Raw genomic sequence first — 23,516 nt, forward strand, 5'->3', positions numbered from 1 at the left:
GCAGCTGTGAAAAAGATTTCATTAGCAGCTCAGTTAGTTCTTGTACTTATAGTCACTCTCGGGCTCGGATCATGTAGTCGAAGTATCAGCCTGCAGCCGGCGCCGACAGCGCCAGAACCAAGGCATGTGAATTATATTGTGATCACAGAGGAATATGCTGCTGCCAGGGAGTCTGCAGGACTTGATGCTGGTGTTTCTGCGCTCTTACGCTATGGAGAAGTATTCGAAGTCAGTGAACGTCAGGTGGTCCCTGCAGTAGTTCAGGGTATTCGTGGGTTCTGGTTCAGGATTCTGATTGAGGTCGGAAATGATATCCGTGAGGCATGGGTTTTTGATTCCAGCTTCTCCGGATTTGCCAGTTTTCCTGAAGCCGAACTATACGCTCGCTTTCTGGCTGTGGAGTGATGGCATGACATATTCAAATGTGTTATTGATGCTGATTCCGCCGGCTGCAGGTGCTGTAATCGGGTATCTCACGAATGCGGTCGCTATTCGGATGTTATTCCGCCCCTTGCGGGCGTACCATATAGGAAAACTCAGAGTACCGTTTACCCCCGGTATTATCCCTCGACAGCGGGAGCGGCTGGCGGAGAGCATAGCCAGAATGGTAGGGCAGACCCTGCTTACCCCGGAATCCTTGCTTGGTCATCTGCAGCAGCCGGAAATGCGAATTGCCATAAATGGCTATGTGTCAAGAATCACTGGTTCTGTTTTTAATATCCAGGAGAGAATCCTGAATGATTCAGCTGAATCAAGATCCGACAGAAGTAGTGATCTTCCTGGAAAATTGATTGAAGATCTGCTGCTGTCCCCGGCTTTTTCCGAACTACTGTCTTTCTTCAGCCGTCAGATGAGTGCTGCGGCTATGGACCTCAGAATTGGATCATTGATGCCGCGGCAGTCACCGGAAGTCCTTCAGGAGTTTGTGAGGAGCTACCTGTCTAAACGCGATTCCCAGGCTTTCTTCCGCCGGGGATTGAAAAAAATTCTGAAAAATCTGCGGAAAGTTGATCGGCCAGTCAGGGACTTTATTCCTGGAGAATTTACGGATGATATAATTCAGATTCTTGATGATCAGTATGATCCGGTATGGAGCCGTATTCTTACCTGGCTCAAGAAGGAAGAAATTCAGCAGGAACTCTCTTCCCGGGGGCGTGTGCTCCTGCAGCGTATATTGAAACGTCTGGGATCGTTTCAGCGCTTCTTTGTTTCTGCAGGCCAATATGATCGGAATCTGGATGAACAAATGCCAAGCATTGTGCGGGATTTAATTCAACAACTTGAATATAGTATTGCGCTGCCTGAAACACGGAGATTGATTCTTCTGGAAGCGCGAATATTAATAGAGGAATGCATTTCATGCTCGCCTGTTGAGCTCGAAAAGAAGCTTGCCGTAAATTTTCCACGTGCGATAGATACATGGCTGAAGAATTTTTTCTCGGGGACAAGCAGTATAGATATACGGGAAGGAATCGGGCAGATTGTTGCACAGTTATCGGCTTCCATTGCAGATCTGCATGTTTCTGATGTGCTGCATCATTATTTATCTGTTGATCCTGAAATGATTTCATCCTTGCTCAAGAGGAAACTGGAATCATATCTGGGACTTGATTTCGAGTCTGAGAAGGAGAGGAGAGAGCGGGTTCAGCATAGACTTGCACAATGGAAAACCTGGCTTATCAAGCGATTCACTCAGAATGTAGATGCCCGCCGTGAATTGATCAGTGCGGGACAGAAACGAATGATCGATGAATACGTTACGGAATCATTCTACCGCATTATGGAGAACAGATTACCTGATCTGGTTGATAGTGTTGATTTTCAGTCTCTTGTCAAAAACAAGGTGAATAGCCTGGATATGCTTCAGGTTGAGCAATTGCTGCTTATGGTAATGCAGAAACATCTGAAATATATCAATATTTTTGGTGCATTTCTCGGGGCATTAATCGGAGCCGGGCAGGTTGTACTCCTGCAGTTTATGTAGAAACCAGTTTGTAATCGCTACCAGTCTGTTTTCCATGCTTGATCGTATTCTGGATTCCAGTCCGAGGGAAATAACCGGCAGAGCACGGATACTGCTGAAGATTGCGATGCCTTCATCCAGCACATGAACTGTCATATGTATAGTCATATTCTGCTCGCGGATTGCAGGAAATATTCCATAATTAACATTGCTGTTGTTCTGCATCTGCATATGTATCGTCCCGTTACTATGAGAAAGATTCATGGAATAGATGTTTTTTCCGAATGTCTGGTCCTGCTGGAATAACCAGAAGTTTTGACTGGGAGGAAGTATGCTATCAGTTTCCGGCTTGAAACGCTCTGGATTCTGTGGCGAGCGGATAAAATAGGATTGGGTAAACAGCACTCTCATGCTCTCTCTGCTGGCTGAGTAATACTCTATCCCTTTCATCGACTCAACATCGGTCAGGATACTGTACAGTTCTCTGGAAAGGTTCTGTATGTCATGATCCGTATGCGGGAAAAAGTGCAGCGATTCTATGTAAACTTCACGTCTGTGCAGACCTGAATACTCAGGGATCCCGATACCCGGGGGTTTTAATGATTTCTGGCTTTCACCGAACAGCATTATATAGCCGCTATCCTCCAATAATTGCTGGAACGATAGGGACAGGTAATTAAAGAAAGCAGGCAAAGTTGCTTTATGTAGTGTACTGGCAGAAAGTTGAGTAATGCTCACCTGGAACATGAGGACCAGGAGAATACTGATGAGTAGACGCCGTATGTTCTTCTGTTGATTCGTTGTCATAAGTCTGGACAGCATGCTAAAGTGAGTCTCGCACAGAGAATAAAGGTTTGCAAGGTAGGCTATGAGAAAACGGATTGTATTCACCGGCGGCGGGACAGGCGGGCATGTTTTTCCGGGACTGGCAGTTGCAGAATCACTTAAGGTTGATTTTGACATAATCTGGCTTGGATCCTCGAAGGGAATTGAATTTGATATTGTCCAGCGATGGGGTTACCCATTTAAAAATATCCCTGCCGGAAAGCTGAGAAGGTATTTCTCATTCCAGAACGGGCTGGATCTTTTCAAGGTATTTTTCGCATTTTTCGCGAGTCTTTGGTTCTTTATGAAGTACAAGCCAGCCCTCTTGTTTTCTAAAGGCGGATTTGTCTCGGTACCACCGGTTTATGCTGCTAAACTGCTTGGGATTCCGGTAGTGACACACGATTCTGATCTTGATCCCGGGCTTGCAACAAGGTTGAACAGCAAGATAGCAGATCGCATATGTCTTCCATACAAGGAAAGCCTTGCATATTTCCCGCGTATTTCAGATGTTCGTTTACGGGTAACCGGTAATCCGATTCGAAGTGAGATATATACTGGTAATGCAGATGAATTATACAAAGTGCTTGGCATAGACCGGAATATGCCTCTGGTCTTTGTGCAGGGGGGAAGTCAAGGTGCCGAGGAAATCAATCTGATGCTTATAAGTATTCTGCCGGAACTGCTGCAGCATTGTGTAATTGTACATCAGACAGGTGCTGGTGGTTTTCAACCTGGCCAGGACTATCTTGCCAGGCATCCAGAGCATGCAGACAGGTATTATCCAGCCGCTTTTCTAACTGATCTGTACCCTCATGTCCTGGCTGCTGCTTCCCTGTCTATCAGCAGGGCGGGGGCAAATTCTTTGTGGGAGCTTGCGGCGAGTCAAACACCAGGCATTATATTACCGCTTCAGGTGGGAACTCGCGGAGATCAAATTCGGAATGCCAGGCTTTTTGAGGACGCAGGCATGGTGAAAATCCTGGCAGATGAAGATAGAAACGGTAATGGGCTGCTACAAAGTCTTGTAGGAATTCTGGATAATCCTGAGATGATCGAGGGAATGAGAGCAGCATGCAGTACATTTGAGGCTGATTCCGGGACATATAAACTGACCGAGATATGCAGGGAGCTGATATGCAAATGAATCCAATAGATATTATTTTTACCCTGATAGTGATTATTTTTGTTCTCCGTGCTGGCTTTCGCGGTTTTGTGCATGAATTCATGGCTGTTGCCGCTCTTGTACTCGGGGTCGCTGGGGCTGTTCTTTTTGCAGGCATAGTATCCGTGTGGCTGGATCAGATTCTGGGACCTTCCGTCTGGAATCACATTATTGCATTTCTCGGCATATTTCTGGTGCTTTATCTGGTGGTAAAGCTTACGGAGAGCCTGCTCAATGCATTGATAGAAAGAATTCATCTGAACCCGCTTGATCATGCTCTCGGTTTGTTTTTTGGCTTTATTGAGGGGTTGCTGGTTGTTTTCGGTTTGATTCTACTGATGCAGATTCAGCCTTTTGTTCGAATGGATGCTGTACTGAACAGAAGTCTGTATTCAGAATTGCTGATGCCGCTGATTCCGTATATGGAAATAATAAGCAGGTAAATTATGTTTGAGAATATTATTGGACACACAGAGCAGAGTGCGCATTTAAAGAAACTGATTCAGAATGATACTCTACCTCAGGCAGTGTTGATTTCAGGGGGGCGTTACAGCGGTAAGCTTACGATCGCCCTTGAGATTGCGCGCAGTCTCTGCTGTGAGAACGGAAAAGCCGACTGGAACTGTTCCTGCTCTTCATGTAATCAGCACCGTAGGCTGGAGCATCCTCATATGCTGTTGATGGGGAACAGGAATTTTACCGAAGAGCTTGCTGCATGTAAAAATACCGTTCAGGCGAAAACAAGTATCGCTACACGATATTTATTCGGCCGGGCAGTCAGAAAGCTGTTGTGCCGTTTTAATCCTGTCCTCTGGGAAGGGGAAGAAAAGCGGCTTTCTGCAGCAATGACTTCAATTGAATCTGCTGTCGAGCTGGTGGATTATATTTTTCCGACGGCGGAACCGGATAAGGATTTATCTCAGGTCAAGCTGGACAGGCACATTGAGAATCTGTTCAAGAAGACCCTCGCTATACTCGAAAAAACGCCAAAAGATCTTCTTAACGCCGATTCAATACGCAGAATGAATTTCTGGACACATATCTCTTCCCGATCGGGTCCGAAGGTTATTATCTTAGAACATGTTGAATCATTAAATGACAGTCAGAGAAACTTGCTGTTAAAGACTCTGGAGGAACCGCCACAGGGAGTATATTACATTTTGACAACCTCAAAACGGACTGCAATACTGCCCACGATATTGAGCCGTTTGAGAGTTATTCAGCTCCAAAGGAGGAATGCCGAGCTGGAGTCCACCGTACTTCAAAGAGTATTCAGGTACGATTCGAATGAAATCGAGGGACTTAATGGTTTCGGGTCCCCGTTGCTACGCTTTTTTCGTCAGACACTGGACCCGGCGGTTGGGGAAGCTGCGGCTGCTGCAACGCGGTGGGCTCAACATCTGTTAGGTTATGATGGAAAAAGTAATGGTATTCCTGAGGAAGATCTTCCGGGAATATCTTCCACCTCTGGGGCGGATCAGCGTACTGCTGGTCTACAGCTTCTCAGATTGATGGTAGAAGCACTTCATGAACTCTTTGCTGCCGCACTTGATTCCAGGCAGGTGCCAGATGCTTCCTTGATAGTCCGGTTCCGGGCAGTTCTCGGTGATATCGATAAGGCGGTATATGAGATCGATGAATTGAACATGAATGCAGCCCAGGTCTTTGAGAGTTTATGGTTTCGAGGGAATGCCCCTGCATAGTAAGCCCTCGAAACGAATTAGTTTGAGGTCGGGAAACGCAGGACTTGTTTCCGGATCTTTTTGATAGGGAGCACTATGCGTAGATTTGTACAACGAGCCTTGAAAATACTGCCGAAACTCACCTCAGAGCAGATACATGATCTGGTTAACATGCTCGCACGTGAAAATGAAAAGCTAGAACTTGTTCTGGACAGCATGAATGAAGGGGTCCTTGTCGCAGATACAGAAAACAGGGTTATTTTTATTAATAAACCAGCCGAGCGTCTGGTTGCCTCAGTGCTGAATGATGCTGCTTCAGAGCTTCCGGTCTGGGAGGTGTTCAGAGACAGGCACATTGGTGCTTTTGTACAACAGACCCTTCTGGACCAGGATACTGTCCAGAATCAGGAGTTCACTGTTGATGATTCAGGGACACTCAGAACACTTGATTGCTCAGTTGTTCCTCTCGTTCAGAAAGGTAAAATTGAAGGAAGCATTATTGCTGTTGAGGACATCAGTGACCGTAAACGCCGTGAAGCCCGTTTAAGACGTTTCGAAAGCCTCGCCTCTCTCACAACGCTTGCTGCTGGAGTCGCGCATGAAATCAAGAATCCCCTGGGTTCCATCGGCATCCATATGCAGCTTATAGAAAAATCTGTTCGGGAGATCGGAGCGGATAAGGACAAACCTCTTCTCCAGTACGTATCTGTTGTTAATGAAGAAGTTGAACGCTTGAATAAGATAGTGGTTGATTTTCTGTTTGCAGTCCGGCCTATGGATATCCAGCCAGGGCTTTCGAACCTCGGAGTTGTAGTGCATGAAATGTTGCAGTTTGTACGCTATGAGCTTCAGCAGAATCGAATTGAGCTTATAGAAGATATTCCTGATGAAATTCCCGAGCTCCAGATTGATGAACGGTACATTAAACAGGCTGTACTGAACATTGTGAAAAATGCAATTGCTGCGATGCCCAATGGAGGTAGTTTACGGGTTTCTGTAGAACACAGCTCGGATGAGGTATTGTTGAATATAACAGATAATGGAGTAGGAATGAGCCATGAGGTCCAGAACAGGATTTTTGAACCATATTTTACAACCAGGGATTTTGGTTCAGGTCTGGGGCTTACCTTGGTATATAAAATAGTCCGCGAGCATAATGCCGAGATTTCTGTCAGATCTGAGCCCGGAGAGGGAAGCTGTTTTACTATTCTTTTTCCAGTTCCTCAAGATAGCCCTCGTCTGCTATCATGGAAAGGGGAAAATGAGTGATGAAATTTAATGTTCTGATAGTTGATGATGAAAAGAATATCCGGGATGGATTGGCTACTGCATTGAAAATGGAAGGCTACTTGCCCCTGACAGCGGCTAATGGCAAGGAAGCTGTTGAAATTATACAGCGCGATGTTGTTGATCTGGTTATCAGTGACCTCAGAATGCCGGAGATGTCCGGGCACGAGCTTCTGCAGTACGTTGTGCAGAACAGCCCCAGCATTCCAGTCATTATTCTGACTGGGCATGGCACGATAGAAACAGCAGTTCAGTCTATGCATGAAGGTGCATATGACTTCGTCACAAAACCGGTCAATCTGGATCGTCTGTATCTGCTTGTAAAGCGGGCACTGAGCAGCCGTGAGCTGAGTCTTCAGCACCGGGCGATGCAGGAGGAACTTGAGAAGCAGCGTGGATTTCAGGATATTATCGGAAAAAGCCCGCTGATGCGAAAGGTTTTTGACATAGTCCAGCAGGTAGCACCAACAAGGGCTTCGGTTCTGGTGACCGGTGAGAGCGGCGTTGGAAAGGAACTAATTGCCAATGCAATTCATGCTTCCTCACCCCGCAAGGACAAGCCGATGATCCGTGTGCACTGTGCTGCATTATCTGAGTCTCTTCTTGAGAGTGAGCTCTTTGGACATGAGAAGGGGGCCTTTACCGGGGCTGCCGGTAGGAAGCGTGGTCGTTTCGAGCTGGCAAACGGAGGTACCATTTTCCTGGATGAGATCGGAGAGATAAATCAGGCAGTACAGATAAAGATTCTTCGGGTCCTCCAGGAAAAAACTTTTGAACGCGTCGGTGGTGAAGACACGATTGAGGTTGATGTCCGTATAATAACAGCCACCAATCGAGATCTGAAAAAAGAAATAGAGGATGGCAATTTCCGTGAAGATCTATTCTATCGGTTGAATGTTGTTAATCTGCACATACCACCCCTCCGTGAACGAAAGGAAGATATTCCTCTGCTCATATCTGCGTTTATACAGGAATTTTCAGATGAGAATGGTAAGAAGGTTGAAGGGATCGATCCGAGGGCACGGTCCTTGTTGTATAGATACAGCTGGCCTGGAAATATCCGCGAACTCAGAAATTCCATAGAAAGTGCTGTGGTTATGTGTAAGGGAACAATCATCAAGTCAGATGATCTTCCGCCGTCAATTACCGAGAATGACGATTCTGATATGATCAGGATTCCACTAGGCTCCAGTATGATGGAGGGAGAGCGACGCCTGATTGAGGCAACACTCCTTGCCTACAAGGGGAACAAGAGCAGAACTGCTGAGGTACTTGGTATTGGACGGAAGACTTTGCATAGAAAGATCACCGAGTATGGCATAGAAGATGGAATGTAGGGACGGCTCAATCTAGTTGATTTTATGGCCCCGACGTTTTTCAAACTCCTTTATTCGTGTGAAGGCAGAGGTGATTCTCGAGCTGACTTCGGTCGCGACCTGCAGTTTGTCAGGATCATTCGAAAATCTGTCAGGGTGATAGGCCCGCAGCAAGCGCTTGTAGCTGCTGCGGACAGTGTCTATGTGGGCCAGAAACGGGACTTCCAGTGTCTGATAATCTTTTTTAAGCTCTGTAAGATGATTGTGCATTTCCTGCTGGTTCTGTCTGGAGCTGCTGTACCCGCTGCCGGCCTGATATTGAGAATTCCCGGCAGAATCTCCAGCTCTACTGTCAGTTTTCCCACTCGACAGGAACTGTTCAAGCTCCTGCCAGGCTTCCCGGAGATCCGGGTCAGAAGAAGGCCTGTCCGAGAAGACATCGTCTCCATTAAACAGGTCCCGCATGAAATCACTTACCTTGCCAAAAATATCGGTCATAATTATTCCTTGTCCGGAAAAAATTCCTCATGCAGTCTTTGTACCGCTATTACCCTCTGGTCTTCCGGTACCACAAGTGAAAGATTTATATCCGAAGATCCCAGACTGATTAATCTAATAGGAATATCAGAGATTGCAGAGAAAACCCTTGCAATGAAACGCGCATCCTTCCACAGGAAGTGTCCAACCAGACAGATTATTGCCATGTTTTCTTCTTTGCTTATATCTCCGAGTTCCTTCATTTCATTCAGAGCGGCAGGGAGATTACCCTCGACTGCAGCTGGATCAATACTGACTGACACGGATACTTCGGATGTCGCTACCAGATCAACTGCGATACTGTTGCGTGCGAATACACTAAAAATTTTCTGCATGAAACCATAGGCATGAAGCATCCTCGAAGACTTTATGGTAATGACCGTAATATCCTTTTTGGCTGCTATCGCTCTGAGTCCACGTGCATGTTTTTCATTGGCAATAATGGTCCCGGGATTATGTGGGTTATGGGTATTCTTGACAAAAACCGGAATGTGCTCCCGGACTGCAGGCTGCATTGTCGATGGATGTACTACCTTTGCACCGAAATACGCCAGTTCGGCAGCTTCATCATAACTCATGGCAGGTACGCGTTCAGCATTGGGAACCAGTCTGGGGTCTGTGGTCATGATGCCATCAACATCAGTCCAGATCTCCAGTCCTTCTGCCGCAATCGCTGCTGCGATAATAGCTGCTGAATAATCTGATCCACCTCTGCCAAGGGTCGTGGTGACTCCGCTCTCGGTTGCTGCAATGAAGCCCTGGGTCACATACAGGTATGAATCTCTGGGCTGAATGCGCTCCTGAATCAGTTGGTTGCTTAGTTTGAAATTAACGTGAGCAGCTCCGAAACTGTTGTCAGTGCGGATGAGGGCTCGGGCATCAAGCCATTCCGCATCCATGCCTCTGTGTTGGGCAGCAGCGGAGATAATGCTTGTTGATAGTTGTTCGCCGCAGCTGACCATGGCATCTTTGGTTCGGTTGCTGCATTCACGCAGCAGTATTATCCCCTCGAGGAGTGATCTGATCTGGGAAATTATATCATCGATTCTCTGGAACAGCACTTCCAGCAGCTTGTCATCATGCTGTATCAGCAGAGATGCCTCTTTTTTATGCCGTTCAAGCATGAGATCGATTTTATTGAAGGCTTCCTGGCGTTCGAATCTTCTACCCAGTTCTGCAATATCGAGTAAATCGTTGGTTATTCCGGCCATTGCACTGGAAACCAGAACTGCCCCTCCAGGTGCGCGGCTTGCTGTTTCTGCAATATCCAGTACTGTCGTGATTCGTTCAGCGTCCTGTACACTGGTTCCGCCGAATTTGATAACCCGCATATCTATGCCTTTATGTAACCCAGCGAGAGCAGGGTTTCTGCATTGAGAATAGCAGCGCCGGCAGCACCGCGAACCGTGTTGTGACCGAGTACGACCATTTTATAGCCCATTACCGGACAGCTACGGATTCTACCTACAATTGTTGCCATACCGTTATCTCTCATTATATCCAGGGCAGGCTGTGGCCGGTCGGATTGATCACTTACTATGATGGGATATTCAGGTGCGAAGGGCAGTTTCTGCTCTTGAGGCAGACCGGTAAAGTTTTTGAGTGTATCTGTTATTTCTTCAATAGTGGGGTTTGAATTGAGACTGAATGCAACCGTCTCGGTGTGTCCATCGATAACCGGTACGCGATTGCATTGTGCACTTACCTTGAAATCTGCGGGAACTATCTGTGTTCCGTCGAAAGAACCCAGAATCTTGAGGATTTCTGTCTCGATCTTTTCTTCTTCTCCTGAAATGAAAGGAACTACATTGCCGAGAATGTCCAGTGATGCCACTCCGGGATATCCGCCACCCGAGATTGCCTGCATGGTAGTGACCTGAACCTGTTTGATCCCGTATTTCTTGTGTAGCGGGGCAAGCGCCATGGCGAGAAACATAGTAGAACAGTTTGAATTGGTTACGATTTTTCCCTTGCTGTTCTGCTGGTCAAGAATCCTGAAATGTTCTGGATTAACTTCCGGGATAATAATGGGAACATTATGATCCATTCTGTGATTTTTGGAATTACTGATTACCATGTGCCCGGCTTCTGCGAAGCGTGTTTCCGCTTCTCCGGCAACGGACGCATCCAGGCCTGAAAAGAGGATAACAGAAGTGAGCTTATCTTCGAGTGATTTTACTGTCAGAGAAGCGATGTCGGCAGGTATAGGTTGTGCCTGTTTCCAGGTAACTGCCTGGCTGTATGCTTTTCCGGCTGAGCGGGGGGAGGCAACTAATTCTGTTACTTTAAACGTAGGGTGCTCATTCAAAAGGCTGATGAATTTCTGACCAACCGTTCCGGTGGCCCCGAGTATTGCTACTGGTATTTTCTGCATTTTTGTGTCTCCTTGCCAGCTTAGCGTACTGATGCGTAAGTGCTGTGTCAATTCCTGCATTATGTCCTTCGATTGATGGCCGCAGTGAAAGTCAGTATACTGCGCCAGGGAGGCATAATGTCGTTTTTACAATCAATCATTCTGGGGATCATGCAGGGAATCAGCGAGTTTATTCCCATCTCAAGTTCAGGCCACCTCGTGGTTTTACGGGAGGTTATGGGAATTGGTGAGATACCCTTACTGTATGATGTTATTCTGCATATAGCTACTCTGATAGTTGTAGTCTGGTTTTTCCGGGAAAGAATTATTTCGATTCTCGTTTCGCTGTATCGTTGGCTGACCAGGTCCGCTGGTGATGCAGATCAATATAATCTGCGCCTTTCAGTGGTGATTCTGGTTGCTACCTTTATTACTGCAGTAATCGGTCTTATGATCAGTACCTTGAATCTGCACACGATGCCAAGACTGACTTCAGCAATGTTTCTGCTCACTGCAGCACTGTTGATTGCAAGTCATTTTTTCGGGCGCAACAATACTGGTAAGGATGCTGGTATCAAGCACGGCTTTATTGTGGGTGCTGTACAGGGACTTGCTGTTATTCCGGGAATTTCTCGTTCGGGAAGTACTATCTTTGCTTCTCTGGCTTCCGGAGTTTCAAGAGATAAGGCAGGTGAGTTCTCCTTTCTCATTTCCATACCGGCTATACTTGGTGCGCTGATACTCGAACTCAGGCATCTTGGCGATCTGAGTGCATCCATATCTATGTCGGTTATGGCTGTAGGATTTCTGGCATCCCTGATTTTCGGCTATGCATCACTTGCCCTGCTTGTTCATCTGATTCGCGGAGGGAAACTCTGGGTTTTCAGTATTTATCTGATTCCCCTGGGAATATGGGGTCTCTTCGCACTGTAAGGGACACCTGCAGTATCTACAGGCACCGGCAGAATATCTGGAAATTATCCCGTCAGGAATGATTCCAGGCGGGAAAGTATCAGCTCGGAACTGCCGTTGACCATAACAGTATCCGGAAGAGAGCCGATAAACAGACTGCCGTAGCGTTTGGTAATCAAGCGGTTATCAGTTACTATTACCGCCCCATGGTCACTTGTTGTCCGCATCAGCCGGCCGAAACCCTGTTTGAACCTCATAATTGCCTCAGGTACGGAGAGCTGCATGAATGAGCTGCCGCCTGAGGCATCAATTGCATCGCACCGGGCCTGGTGAATCGGGTCGTCGGGAACCGGGAAGGGGAGCCGTGTCATTACGACAACTCTGAGGCTGTCTCCCGGTGCGTCAACACCTTCCCAGAAACTCTGGGTAGCAAACAGCACGCTACTGGTATCATGATTAAAGCGTTCAAGCAGTCTTGATCGATGATCATCCCCCTGCCTTAATACAGTTATTCCTTCCTGTTCCAGGATCGGTTTCACATGTGCATGTATTTCCGACAACAGACGGTAGCTGGTAAATAAAATCAGCCCCGATCCCTGGGAGCAAAGCATAATCCTGGGTATGAATTCTTCCAGGTATCTCGAGTAAGCTGCAGGATCTGTAGGGGCAGGGGCGTCAGAAGGTATACCCAGCAGTACTCTCTCGTGGTAGGCAAATGGTGAACTGAGAATCTGGTGCTCACAGCGATCGTCCTCCGGAAGTCCGATCCGGGAATTAAAGAACTGGAAATTATTGCGAATAGTCAGCGTTGCGCTGGTACATACGACGGTTGCCAGCGGCTCAAACACAGCTTCCTGCATCATATGTGCAATGACCAGAGGCGTAATACTGAACTGGGTGTATACATCATTTCTGCTGGTAGTTTTGCGCTCCATCCAGAATACCCTGTCCGGATATTCATCTCCGGCTGCGAATGTACGACAGATGTCGGATACGTTTTCCAGCCTGCGTATCAGCAGCCGGACATCCAGAATACCTGGCTCATCGGCGTATTCTTCCGGTACATCCCGAACTGCCTGTGCCAGGATATCTGTCAATGAGTTAATAGCTGTCCTCAGACCCTTCATAGGACTAAATATTCCCTCTGTGATTTCTCTGGGCAATCCATGTTCAGGGTGGCTGATGATCCTCAGGGTATATCTTTCCCCCATGACTGCCCGTGTTGATGCCTCAAGCTGCTCGGCAGCTGTCTGTACAGCGTGAATAAGAGGCGGGACTATTGCTGGATTCAGCGTCCCATAGGCTTCAAGTTCAATAAGAGCCCCGAACTGCCTGCCTCGCTGCTGACGCAGGAGCATACGGAGATATTTCTGGAGTGAATACCGGGTAAAACTTTCGGAGAAATAAGAGGTGGCTGATTTTTCAATATTATGGGCTTCGTCGAGGACGAGACGCTGGAAGGGAGGAAGAATTACCGTAGCCTCAAATCCGAATCCCTTTGTACGCATGGCGAGATCAGCAAAGAGTAGATGATGGTTGGCTACCAGTATTTGAGCACTTGCAGCCTCACGGCGTGCTTTAATAATAAAGCATGGCTCTCCGGAACGACAGCGGCGTCCGGAACAGGCATCGGGATCTGCACAGACAGAACTCCACAGTTGCGGATCGGGAAGAAATGGAAGCTCGCTTTTATCTCCTGTCCGGCTGCTGGAAGCCCATTGGGCAATTGCCGATAGATCATCGGGTAAACTGTCAAAGAGGGTTTGCTTTTCCTGCATCTGCTCCTGCAGGCGATGAGTGCAGAGATAGTTGGATCTGCCTTTGACCAGGACTGTTTTCAGATTGCTGCCGAGCAGTTTCTGAACAGTCGGAATATCCTTTTCAATAAGCTGCTGCTGGAGATTAATGGTGGCAGTCGAGATAATAACGCGTTCATTGTTTTTCTCTGCCCAGGCCAGTGAAGGAATCAGGTAAGCAAAGGATTTTCCGACCCCCGTTCCTGCTTCCAGCACACGGATTCCGTTGGTATTAAAACCATCAGCAACGCTCTTCAGCATGGCAATCTGGCTTTCTCTCGGTTCAAAACCCGGTTTGATTTCACCGAGCCTGCCCCCGTCATCAATAAGTGCTGCAAGCCTGTCTGCATCTATGTGCTCGGTACGCCTGGGCGGGACAGGCTCAACTACAACGTATACTTCCTCTGCACTGTTATTGATTATGTAGAAACCAATACCCTGCTCTCCAAGTGCTGAAGCAACCCGCAGGTCAGCCGGGCTGGGAATAAGCAGTCCAGAAGGGTGATTGTGTATAATTACATCGCCGCTGCCTGTATGAGGTGAAGGCGCCGGTACCTGATCGAGACTGCCTCTGGCTGCTGCATAAACTTCGGTCAGCTGCTTTCTTTCATCTATCTTGCCGGTGAATAAAACTTCTGAGCCGCCGGCGTCATCAATACTATCTTTTATATATGATCTGATATCATCCGGTGCCCGATCAGAAAACAGCATGTGTATCTCCAGCCATGAGTGTATATAGAGCCGGGTTCCGCTTCAAGTCCGGGCTTGTCATTCGGGCCAAAAAAAGGCTGACGGAGCAAAGTCCGTCAGCCTTTCGATCAAAGCAGATGTGGATTATTCAACAATTGCTATGATGTCAGAAGAGTTAACAATCAGAAAATCCTCGCCATCAACGGAGATAGCGGTTCCGGAGTACTTGTCGTGCATGACTTTGTCTCCAACCTTTACCTGAATGTCCTCGCTTTCGCCGATTGCTGCGACAACACCGGTCTGGGTTTTTTCCTGAGCGGTTTGGGGAATATACAAACCACCCTTGGTTTTTTCCTCAGCAACTTCAGCTTTAAGCAATACTCGATCGCCAAGTGGTTTAATGTTCATAGATCCTCCGTACATGTACTAGTGATTTTAGGTTGATTTCTGGCTTAATATACGGATTTTACACTGCGGGGTCAAGAAGAACTGTATCGTTATACACCAGATTCGCATTATTCGCTGTTCAATGTGTCAAATTGACGCAGCTATGAGGTGAATTTGCTTCACTGTGTCATTATGACCCTATTTGTTCCGGAACTGTTTATCTCTTCTATCTGTGCTTTTTGTAAAGTATTTGCAGATAATGATTTACATATATTTTTATTTGTTATTGGATGTTGGCATGCTTCTTGCATCTGATAGAGTGGAGGCATAAATGACTACTGAAAAAACGATGAAGACAACTGCAGGTGACAGCGAAAATATACTTTCCGTTTATCTGAAGGAAATCAACAGAATTCCTCTGCTTACCCGGGAAGAAGAAGAACGCTATGCGCGGGCAGCCGCAGCAGGCGAGCAATCAGCAAAGGAAAAGCTTATTCAGGCTAACCTCCGTTTTGTGGTAAATGTTGCCAAGAAATACCAGAACCAGGGGCTCCCGCTCTCAGATCTTATTTCTGAAGGAAACATCGGGCTGATGAATGCTATCGACCGTTTTGATGTGGATAAAGGCTATCATTTTATCTCATACGCTGTATGGTGGATCAGACAAGCGATACTGAAGGCAGTCTGTGAGAAATCCAGAATGATTCGTCTGCCATTGAACCGTGCTAATGAGCTTGTACAGATTGAAAAAGCCAGGAAAGAAATCTACAGCGGTCAGGGAGATACCGAGGAATTTCTCCAGATAGGTAAACTTCTTAACATGACACCGGAGCATGTCGCAGATCTTGTGAATATTTCCCGTGACCTGGTTTCTCTTGAGACACCAATGTATGCTGACAAGGATTCATCTTCATTGGGTGATTTTATAGAGGATCATGGCTATCAGCATCCGGAAGCGCTTGTTGAAGAGAAGGCATTGAAAGCTGATATAAATCAGGTACTTGCCACTCTGACGCAAAAAGAAGCCGAGATAGTACAGTACCGCTTCGGATTGAACGGCAGAAGTCCGCTCTCTCTGAAGGAAATCGGCGACCGCTACAATCTTACAAAGGAACGAATCCGACAGATCGAGAAGAAGGCTATCAAGCGCCTTCAGCATCCTTCCAGGGCTGAGCTGCTTGAGGCATATGTAGCTTGATTTTGCAATTTCCTCATATTTAAAAAAAGAATTGAAAAAGGACCGGTTAAGACCGGTCCTTTTTGCGTTCCTTTGGGAGCTTGTTCCTGAACATGAGCAGCCGAAGACCATTCAGTGAGACCAGTACAGTTCCGCCTTCGTGGCCTATTACTGCAAGTGGCAGGGGAAGATCAATGGTGTATATGCCGATTATCATCATGGTGATAAGCGCCAGGGCAATTGATATGTTGCTGATCAGTGTCTGTCGTGTTTTCCTGCTAAGTGCGATCAGATAGGGAATTTTTTCAAGATCATCAGACAGCAGGACTATATCAGCAGTTTCCAGCGCGACGTCTGTTCCTGCTGCTCCCATTGCAATACCCAGTCTGGCTCCTGCAAGAGCCGGGGCGTCATTCACTCCATCACCGATCATGGCGGTTGGTCCATAATCTTTCTCCATCTTGCGGATGGCGTCGAGCTTGTGTTCGGGAAGCAACTCCGGGAAAACCACATCGATACCGCACTCTGCCGCAATAGCCTGTGCTGCTGTCTGATTGTCGCCCGTAAGCATAGCGATGTGCTGGATTCCGGTCTGACGAAGCTGCAAAATAACGGATTTGACGCCTGGCCGCAGTCGGTCGTTAAGGCTGATGATACCAAGACAGAATAGTTTTTTCCGGCGTTCCTCGGCCAGAATTACTACGGTTTTACTTTGCGATTGCAGTTCAGCTATGCGCTCTTCGAGTCCATCTATATGCTCTGTATCTTTCAGTAGCGATGGGCTACCGATGCTCAATCGTTTGTTCTCATAGTCGGCAGATACACCGATTCCTGCCTCGCTCCGGAAGTTTACAGGGGACTGAAAATCCAGATTTCTTTTTCGGGCTTCCTCCACTATTGAGACTGCAATTACATGTTCACTTTTAGATTCAAGGCCGGCTGCAGCAGCAAGTATTTCGGGTTCAGACCAGTCGGAGAAAGAAATGACTTCCGCTACCTTAGGTTTACCTTCTGTGAGGGTTCCGGTCTTGTCAAATGCGATTGCCCGGATCAGCGCGGCCTGTTCGACATGTACACCACCTTTGAATAGAATCCCTTTTCTGGCAGCATTTCCAATTGCGGACAGGATGCTGGCCGGGGTGCTGATTATGAGGGCGCAGGGGCTTGCTGCAACCATCAGGGTGATCGCCTGGTATACACTGAGTGTCCATTCGCGTCCGAACAGCAGGGGAGGGACGAGAGCTGCTGCAAAGGTGGCTGCGATTACAAGAATGGCATAGTATTGTTCAAAAGTTTCCAGAAAACGTTCGGTCCTTGCCTGTTGTTCACGTGCTTCCTCAACAAGTGTAATAACCCTTGCGATGGTGCTTTCCTGACTGGTTTTGCTGCTTTGCAGAACAAATTCTCCATCCTGATTGATGGTCCCTGCCAGGACGGTATCGTCCTGTTTTTTTTCTACGGGAAGGGATTCGCCAGTGATACTGCTTTGATCGATGCTGCTTGCTCCCCGGACGATTTTTCCGTCAAGAGGGATCCGGTCACCGGGCTTGATCTGCAGCAGTGTACCTATTGGAATGTCTTCGACTGCCGTCTTTCGACCCTGTTGGCTATCGATTGTGTCCAGTACCAGGGCGGTGTCAGGACGGAGTCTGGCGAGCGCCTGAATAGCGCTGCGCGTTCGGTCAAGGGCGTAATCCTGCAGTACATTGGAGAGTGAGAAGAGGAAGAGCAGCAGCGCACCTTCAAACGGTGATCCAACACCGGCTGCTCCCAGGGCTGCCAGGACCATGAGAAGATCAATATCAATCCGCTTGTTTTTCAGGCTGTCCAGACTTGCCCTGAGGCCGAAATATCCGCCGCAAAGATACGCAGCCAGAAACATGCTATTGGATAAAAGGGGATTAGCTGTTGCGCTGAGTTGGCCGATAGACATTGTCAGTAAGGTAAGAAAAACAAAAATCGCCTCTACGTTCTGCTTCAGCAGTCTCGCGATCACTTCCGGGATTCCGGCTTTCCTTGTTTCATGAAGCGTCTCTGGACCCTGAGCGGTTTCAACAGCCTGCTGTATCTTTATCCTTCTTCCAAGCCAGGGGCTTCTATCCTTGCCGTCTGATGGTTTTTCTACAATCATTACACCGCGGTTTAATTTGATGCCTTTATCCTGTAATACGTTCAGGGCTTCACAGTTTTCTGCTTTGCATCCTTCATTCTGGTTTTCGGCTCTGGTTTTTCTCTGCAGCTGCTGCAGGCATATACCACAGCCGCGCTTGAACTTAACCTGGTCTCGATCCTTACATGTGGCGGATCGTTCAGTGAGATGATGTGTAAGATTTTCAACTGCATGTTCAAAGTCTGCAGCTTCCCGGCCTGGATCCTGATAACTGATTTCCAGTTCCAGTGTCCGTGTATCCCACTTCATGGCTTGAATATTGTCCTGGCTGTGAAGGACCTTGTGCAGTGTAATAAGACAGCATCGATCCTGTTCTGCTACCGGGCACACCGGATTTCTCTGTTCATTCATTGCTTGTTTTTTCTCCTGTCTGTCGGGCTGCAGATTCAGTCTTACTGACCTGACTGGGGTTGAATTGGCACATTTCGGGATCGCTGTTCTCCAGACATTCGCTGTAATATACAACCCGCCCGCTGAGAACTCTGGAACCGATAGCCTCCTGAACTTCAGCTTCAAGCTGTCTGATTGCTTCGCTTTCAAGGTCACAGATCCGGTGGCAGGTCAAACAGGCGAGATTTATATGCGGATCTGTGTTGACCTCAAAATGGATGCTGTCATCGCCTGCAGTTCCAATATTTGTAATGGCTCCAAGCTTCAGAAGAGTATCCAGAGTCTGGTACACTGTTGTGAGACTTAGGGATGGATAGTCGCTCTTTACCTGTTCGTATAGTGACTGTGCTGTAGGGTGATCAAAGCGGAGTGCCAAAGCCTCGCAGATTGCTGCACGCTGTGGAGTCATTCTGAATCCGGCGGTTTTCAGACATTTTATAAGTTTACTGTGCTTTCCCTGCATATTTTCAATCACTCCTGGTCTGTCATTACAATTTGTAATGATTACAGTTTAAAAATGATTACATGTACTGTCAAGAAACGCTCATACAGTTCTGACTTAAACGAATAAAAAAGACTGATGTCGGTATAGTATTATGGAGTTCGAATCCTTTGGGAAAACAGCTGGGCAAAAAAAAAGCAGCCTGATATGAATCAGACTGCTTATGGTCGCTATTGCCGCCGCGCAGATTTGAACTGCGGACACGTGGATTTTCAGTCCACTGCTCTACCAACTGAGCTACAGCGGCGCGATATGGTGTTATATATACCGGATACGGAAAAATCTGTCAAGGGCAAACAGCAATTTAAGCGCTTGCCAATCGCTTGAACTAGGACTACGATGTGGGCATGAAAATGGAATCACGAAGGATGCAGGCATATTCAAAAGGAACACCCGGGGCTTCATCACAGGAAGATAAAAACCTTTCCAAAGAAACTGTAAAACCGGAAAGCGGGAAAACTGTCAGCTCATCCACCATAAAACCTTCTGCATTGCAGGGTCTGCTTAAAATGGTAAGTGATAAAGGAGCAAAGGATAAGTTTGCCCAGGTCGCAACTTTTTTAATGCTCATCGGGCAGGAAGAATCGGCGAAAATTCTTCGCTGTCTTCCGCATGATATTGTGGAGAGGCTTTCGGCTGAAATTGTAAAGAGCCGCTATATACCGCGCAGTGAGGCCCGCACGATACTTGAGCGATTCGAGCGCATACAGGAGCACGATGACGGGCGGATCATCGGAGGAGTTGATACAGCTCAAACTATGCTTGTGCAGGCCTTCGGAACAGAGAAGGGACAGGAATTGCTGTACAGGGCGGTTCCGGATGCCAGGCCAAACCGTTTCAGTTTTCTTCAGGATATAGACTATCAGCAGCTAAAAATACTTCTGAAAGATGAATCTGTGGCTGTTGTTGCGATAGTATTGTATAGTCTTCCAGCAAAGCAGGCCTCAAAGCTCCTGAGTCAGTATGACACCGAGAAGAGGATGCAGCTTGCCAGAAGAATTGCCAGGAGCGGGAAAGTCGACAGCGCAGTTCTGGATCGAGTAGCTGAAAAACTGAAAGAACTTATACGTGAGCATAGTCATGTCCGCAGTGAGGAAATCGATGGCAGCTCGCGACTGGCAGCCATTCTCAAGCATGGCGATGTGAGAACTGAAGAGAGAATCCTTCGTGATCTCGGGGTACTGAATCCTGAAATATCCGAACGGGTTAAGGGACATCTGTTCACTATTGATACGGTACTGGAAATCGAAGACCGCGATCTGCAGAAGGTGTTGCAGGATTTCGCTGATACAGAGATTGCCCTTCTCCTGAAGGGAAAAGAGCAGTCTATTCGTGAAAAAATACTCAGGAATGTATCTGCCGGCAGACAGGAGCTGATCAGTATGGAATACACCCATCTTGGTGCCCAGCTCCGCAGTGAAGTCGATGCAGCTTCCAGGGATTTTATAAGCCACCTCCGTAAACTGGAGGAAGAAGGCAAGATCCGGATCCATAGACCGGATGATAAATGGGTGACCTGAATACTGTTGCCCTAATTACAGGAGGATATAATGAAATCGTTGAGAACAGCATATATATTCTGGTTACCGTCCCTGTTCGGCCTATGCGGCTTGCACCGCTTTTACCTGGGAAAGCCCTTATCCGGCCTTCTGTTCCTGTTCACGTTTGGATTATATGGTATTGGAACCGTCTATGACGCTATAGCCATGACCTCGCATGTGCAGCAGGCTCGTTTGCGGGAAGGAATTGCTGGACGGGTGTCGTTGAACGAGCTCTTTGAAGATCCTGCTGATGGACGGGTTTATACTCAGTCCTATGTCAGGCAATCCAGTACAACTGGGCAATCTATGGAGCAGACAATTCTCCAGATCGCCAAGCAGAGCAATGGTTATGTTGCTGCTTCCGAGGTAGCATTGCAGTCTGGTGTCTCCATGGAACAGGCTTCTACAGCTCTGGATGTTCTGACGGGAAAAGGTTTTTGTGAGCTGATAGTTCGTGACAACGGTTCACTGGTATATTATTTTTCGGATCTTGACCGCGAGGGCAGTCACCGGATCTGAGCTTACGGCGACAGTCTCAGCCCAGATTGCCGCCGATCCTGCTGAAACATGTTTCCTGTCTGAAATCTGCAGCTGTCCCATAGCACATCCTGCTGGCCCTGATTACTTCGGTCCAGCCGGCGTTCAGCAGCATCTGTATGCCGCTGCTGTTCTGTGCGGGTAATGTGGCCCTGCTCTGTGTTTGGCTTTTGAGTTTAATCAGGGCTTTGGCAGCCTCATTAGAAAAAGCCGTAATCGGTCCCTCACCTAGAGTCGGCAGGAAAAAACCGGTTATTTCCCCGGTTTTTCCCTGGCTTGTCCGGTATATGATTGCATGTCTTAGATGTTCCTGCAGCAGCTCACTCCGGTCTTCACCGCTGGCAGTCCTGTCCAGTTCCAGAATTTCGGGGTAATCAGTTTCTCTGGAGTTCTCAAGCGGGGCTTCGGCCTCAAGCGGGCCGGGAATACAGTCTGTATCTTTGCGGAAGAAGCAGTATTCAGCAACTTTCCGGAATCCATGGCGGGCGTAGAGAGGTGCGCCTTCATCGGTTGCAAAGAGATGTATGCCCTGGCTGTTTCTGTTTCGGCATACCTGTATCAGTTCCTGGAGCATGCGGCTTCCAAAACCCTGACGACGATAATCGGGGTGAGTAATTATATGAGCAAGCCAGGAACTATTGCGGTAATGGATTGCAGCGCCGACTGCAGCTATGGAGCTTCCGGATTCAATTTTACGGGCTTGAATCCATGGAATCTGACAATACCATGAGAACGCAGACTGTATGTCGTTCCAGTCTTCGGGTGTCAGGGATGAGACCCTGTCGCTGTCACCCGGGAGAAATTCTTGTACTTTTTGCATGATTTCTATGATGATCTCTCTTCATTCGACCTGGCGAGTTTACGTGCCAGTAGTTTTGACAGAAAAATACCATAGTGGGGATATTGTTTCATTACCTCCACAAAGGCTTTCCTGCTGATCTTGATCAGTTTCCCGCTGCTCTCGGACAGTACGGTTGCACTGCGCTGATTATTCAGGAGAAAGCTCATTTCACCCATAAAAATATCGGCTGGGGTAATGATGCCTACTTTTCTGCCTCCATGATGAACGGAAAAGTCCCCGCTGGAAATATAGTACAGAAAATCACTTTGTTCACCTTCTCTGATTACCACATCGCCGGGTTCGGGAAATAATACTTCCTGATTACTGAAGCCCTGTGGTGTTTCTCTCGGAGTGGAGTCTATATGTTCAATTGTCATAGTGACTTCATTACCTTTCCGGTTGTACTTCAGTTCCTTGGAAAACATTTCGGCCATGCGTATACCCCGACCGTGAGGGGTGAGAGGATCCTGCCCGGCTGTTTTCAGTTTCGCCGCATCGACGTCAAAACCTTCTCCCTGATCCCGGATTACAAAGACCGTCTTTTCATTGCTGCTCTCCCAGCTGAAATCAACCCGTTTGCTGCTGATTCCGGGATTGCTGCACTTTTCCATGACAAGATCTACCACAGTCTTTCCTTCCTGCATGGCAAGGTTTTTTTCTTCATAACTTATTCCACAGTTACCGTGTTCGATGGCGTTGATGATCAGTTCTGACAGGGCGAGATGGACGTGCATTTTTCTGTCAGGATGCAGACGCCCCATCTGCATGAGATTTGTAATCGGGATACCTGCATAAATAGGAACTGCGAGGGTGTCATTTTCTATGCTGAAGGATCCGCTGTTGTCTTCCATAAAATGGCTGGATACATCTTTCTGGAAAATAAGCTGCCGGTTTTTCAGAATGATTGAAATACATTTCATGAGATGACTTCGGATCCTGCTGTAGTCTAGGCTTACGAGGAGATTCATACCCTGAAGCTGTTCCGCAATCTCATCTTCCTGGTGGTGGTTGCTGTCGTACAGTCCGATAATTCCAAAGCTGTGCAGCCATGCATCTGATCTTACCTGTTCGGCTATCTGCGATAGTTTTATCTTCGGGTCACTGCAGTTTATAATTACCAGCTCAGGAAGGTCATAGTTCAGTGTTTCCTGGACTCTGTGAGGTTTTGAGACCATTCGGATTGTGCTTCCGATTCGTTTTCCATGATCAGTATATGCCGAGCGGAGGCGCGTAAGTACTTCATTGTCGGTATTTATAAATGCTATCAGGCCCATGTTTCCCCCTCAGGATTCCAGTCATAAACTGTAATCACTTTGGAGATGGAACTCAAGGCTTTTATGAGTAGTTAGAAAAAACCACAAAGATTCTGCTCATTTTCTTTTCCTGCTGACAATTACATTATTATTCAGGGGTTCCTGGAATTTTATGTGTTTTTCCTGCACTAA

At 47.4% G+C, this 23,516-nt stretch carries 21 protein-coding genes and 1 tRNA gene; 11 read left to right on the forward strand and 11 right to left on the reverse strand.

Features of this window, described 5'->3' with window-relative positions; translation table 11 throughout:
• The first annotated feature begins 6 nt into the window (after nucleotides 1-6).
• Nucleotides 7-405, forward strand: coding sequence for a hypothetical protein (locus tag ACYQ2L_RS08835; protein ID WP_460054020.1), 399 nt, complete (start codon nucleotides 7-9; stop codon nucleotides 403-405).
• A 4-nt stretch (nucleotides 406-409) separates the two neighbouring features.
• Nucleotides 410-1,984 (forward strand): DUF445 family protein, encoded by a 1,575-nt coding sequence (locus ACYQ2L_RS08840; protein WP_460054022.1) that lies wholly within the window; start codon nucleotides 410-412, stop codon nucleotides 1,982-1,984.
• On the opposite strand, the gene ACYQ2L_RS08845 is transcribed toward ACYQ2L_RS08840, so the two are convergent.
• Nucleotides 1,943-2,770 (reverse strand): DUF6675 family protein, encoded by an 828-nt coding sequence (locus tag ACYQ2L_RS08845; RefSeq protein WP_460054024.1) that lies wholly within the window; start codon nucleotides 2,768-2,770, stop codon nucleotides 1,943-1,945. The genes ACYQ2L_RS08840 and ACYQ2L_RS08845 overlap by 42 nt on opposite strands.
• 61 nt (nucleotides 2,771-2,831) lie before the next feature.
• On the opposite strand from ACYQ2L_RS08845, the gene ACYQ2L_RS08850 reads away from it, so the two are divergent.
• The 5 genes from ACYQ2L_RS08850 to ACYQ2L_RS08870 all read left to right on the forward strand — a co-directional run bounded on the left by ACYQ2L_RS08850 (nucleotide 2,832) and on the right by ACYQ2L_RS08870 (nucleotide 8,259).
• Nucleotides 2,832-3,935 carry a UDP-N-acetylglucosamine--N-acetylmuramyl-(pentapeptide) pyrophosphoryl-undecaprenol N-acetylglucosamine transferase gene (locus ACYQ2L_RS08850; protein ID WP_460054028.1) on the forward strand — a complete coding sequence of 368 codons (1,104 nt, stop codon included), beginning with the start codon at nucleotides 2,832-2,834 and terminating at the stop codon, nucleotides 3,933-3,935.
• Nucleotides 3,926-4,396 carry a CvpA family protein gene (locus ACYQ2L_RS08855; RefSeq protein ID WP_460054031.1) on the forward strand — a complete coding sequence of 157 codons (471 nt, stop codon included), beginning with the start codon at nucleotides 3,926-3,928 and terminating at the stop codon, nucleotides 4,394-4,396. The genes ACYQ2L_RS08850 and ACYQ2L_RS08855 overlap by 10 nt, the downstream gene beginning before the upstream one ends.
• Before the next feature lie 3 nt (nucleotides 4,397-4,399).
• A complete protein-coding gene (locus ACYQ2L_RS08860; protein WP_460054036.1) occupies nucleotides 4,400-5,656 on the forward strand; it encodes a hypothetical protein in 1,257 nt (418 codons plus the stop codon).
• Between the two features lie 75 nt (nucleotides 5,657-5,731).
• Nucleotides 5,732-6,904 (forward strand): two-component system sensor histidine kinase NtrB, encoded by a 1,173-nt coding sequence (locus ACYQ2L_RS08865; protein ID WP_460054042.1) that lies wholly within the window; start codon nucleotides 5,732-5,734, stop codon nucleotides 6,902-6,904.
• Nucleotides 6,904-8,259 carry a sigma-54-dependent transcriptional regulator gene (locus ACYQ2L_RS08870; protein WP_460054629.1) on the forward strand — a complete coding sequence of 452 codons (1,356 nt, stop codon included), beginning with the start codon at nucleotides 6,904-6,906 and terminating at the stop codon, nucleotides 8,257-8,259. Before ACYQ2L_RS08865 ends, ACYQ2L_RS08870 begins: the two co-directional genes overlap by 1 nt.
• 12 nt (nucleotides 8,260-8,271) lie before the next feature.
• Here the strand turns inward: ACYQ2L_RS08870 and ACYQ2L_RS08875 are convergent, their stop codons facing one another.
• Genes ACYQ2L_RS08875 through asd form a run of 3 tightly spaced genes read right to left on the reverse strand, consistent with a single transcriptional unit; the run spans nucleotide 8,272 to nucleotide 11,149 of the window.
• On the reverse strand, nucleotides 8,272-8,736 hold the full coding sequence (locus ACYQ2L_RS08875) for a J domain-containing protein (protein WP_460054050.1): 465 nt from the start codon (nucleotides 8,734-8,736) through the stop codon (nucleotides 8,272-8,274).
• A gap of 2 nt (nucleotides 8,737-8,738) precedes the next feature.
• A complete protein-coding gene (gene lysC, locus ACYQ2L_RS08880; protein WP_460054055.1) occupies nucleotides 8,739-10,106 on the reverse strand; it encodes a lysine-sensitive aspartokinase 3 in 1,368 nt (455 codons plus the stop codon).
• 2 nt (nucleotides 10,107-10,108) lie between these two features.
• Entirely contained in the window at nucleotides 10,109-11,149 is a 1,041-nt protein-coding gene (gene asd / locus ACYQ2L_RS08885; RefSeq protein ID WP_460054061.1) for an aspartate-semialdehyde dehydrogenase, read from the reverse strand.
• A 117-nt stretch (nucleotides 11,150-11,266) separates the two neighbouring features.
• On the opposite strand from asd, the gene ACYQ2L_RS08890 reads away from it, so the two are divergent.
• Nucleotides 11,267-12,061, forward strand: coding sequence for an undecaprenyl-diphosphate phosphatase (locus ACYQ2L_RS08890; protein ID WP_460054064.1), 795 nt, complete (start codon nucleotides 11,267-11,269; stop codon nucleotides 12,059-12,061).
• Between the two features lie 44 nt (nucleotides 12,062-12,105).
• Here ACYQ2L_RS08890 and ACYQ2L_RS08895 read toward each other — a convergent pair whose 3' ends face one another.
• Both ACYQ2L_RS08895 and ACYQ2L_RS08900 read right to left on the reverse strand, forming a co-directional pair.
• Nucleotides 12,106-14,547 carry a helicase C-terminal domain-containing protein gene (locus ACYQ2L_RS08895; RefSeq protein ID WP_460054069.1) on the reverse strand — a complete coding sequence of 814 codons (2,442 nt, stop codon included), beginning with the start codon at nucleotides 14,545-14,547 and terminating at the stop codon, nucleotides 12,106-12,108.
• A 123-nt stretch (nucleotides 14,548-14,670) separates the two neighbouring features.
• A complete protein-coding gene (locus ACYQ2L_RS08900) occupies nucleotides 14,671-14,934 on the reverse strand; it encodes a co-chaperone GroES (RefSeq protein WP_460054072.1) in 264 nt (87 codons plus the stop codon).
• A 310-nt stretch (nucleotides 14,935-15,244) separates the two neighbouring features.
• Here ACYQ2L_RS08900 and ACYQ2L_RS08905 point away from each other — a divergent pair, with 310 nt between their 5' ends.
• Entirely contained in the window at nucleotides 15,245-16,111 is an 867-nt protein-coding gene (locus tag ACYQ2L_RS08905; protein ID WP_460054081.1) for a sigma-70 family RNA polymerase sigma factor, read from the forward strand.
• Between the two features lie 46 nt (nucleotides 16,112-16,157).
• Here ACYQ2L_RS08905 and ACYQ2L_RS08910 read toward each other — a convergent pair whose 3' ends face one another.
• The 3 genes from ACYQ2L_RS08910 to ACYQ2L_RS08920 all read right to left on the reverse strand — a co-directional run bounded on the left by ACYQ2L_RS08910 (nucleotide 16,158) and on the right by ACYQ2L_RS08920 (nucleotide 19,399).
• A complete protein-coding gene (locus tag ACYQ2L_RS08910; protein ID WP_460054083.1) occupies nucleotides 16,158-18,611 on the reverse strand; it encodes a heavy metal translocating P-type ATPase in 2,454 nt (817 codons plus the stop codon).
• The gene (locus ACYQ2L_RS08915) at nucleotides 18,604-19,113 is read right to left on the reverse strand and encodes a Fur family transcriptional regulator (protein ID WP_460054089.1); all 510 of its coding nucleotides are present in this window, start codon (nucleotides 19,111-19,113) and stop codon (nucleotides 18,604-18,606) included. Before ACYQ2L_RS08915 ends, ACYQ2L_RS08910 begins: the two co-directional genes overlap by 8 nt.
• 213 nt (nucleotides 19,114-19,326) lie before the next feature.
• Nucleotides 19,327-19,399: transfer RNA gene (locus ACYQ2L_RS08920), tRNA-Phe, on the reverse strand.
• A 100-nt stretch (nucleotides 19,400-19,499) separates the two neighbouring features.
• Between ACYQ2L_RS08920 and ACYQ2L_RS08925 the strand changes: the two genes are divergently transcribed.
• Together ACYQ2L_RS08925 and ACYQ2L_RS08930 are read left to right on the forward strand one after the other, a co-directional pair.
• A complete protein-coding gene (locus ACYQ2L_RS08925; protein WP_460054094.1) occupies nucleotides 19,500-20,672 on the forward strand; it encodes a flagellar motor switch protein FliG in 1,173 nt (390 codons plus the stop codon).
• Nucleotides 20,673-20,702: 30 nt separating this feature from the next.
• Nucleotides 20,703-21,212, forward strand: a complete 510-nt coding sequence (locus tag ACYQ2L_RS08930; protein ID WP_460054098.1) for a TM2 domain-containing protein — start codon at nucleotides 20,703-20,705, stop codon at nucleotides 21,210-21,212.
• A 16-nt stretch (nucleotides 21,213-21,228) separates the two neighbouring features.
• On the opposite strand, the gene ACYQ2L_RS08935 is transcribed toward ACYQ2L_RS08930, so the two are convergent.
• Nucleotides 21,229-22,050 (reverse strand): GNAT family N-acetyltransferase, encoded by an 822-nt coding sequence (locus ACYQ2L_RS08935; RefSeq protein ID WP_460054103.1) that lies wholly within the window; start codon nucleotides 22,048-22,050, stop codon nucleotides 21,229-21,231.
• Nucleotides 22,051-22,055: 5 nt separating this feature from the next.
• Nucleotides 22,056-23,345 (reverse strand): ATP-binding protein, encoded by a 1,290-nt coding sequence (locus ACYQ2L_RS08940; RefSeq protein WP_460054107.1) that lies wholly within the window; start codon nucleotides 23,343-23,345, stop codon nucleotides 22,056-22,058.
• Between the last annotated feature and the right edge of the window lie 171 nt (nucleotides 23,346-23,516).

Source organism: Spirochaeta dissipatitropha (genome assembly GCF_054657935.1).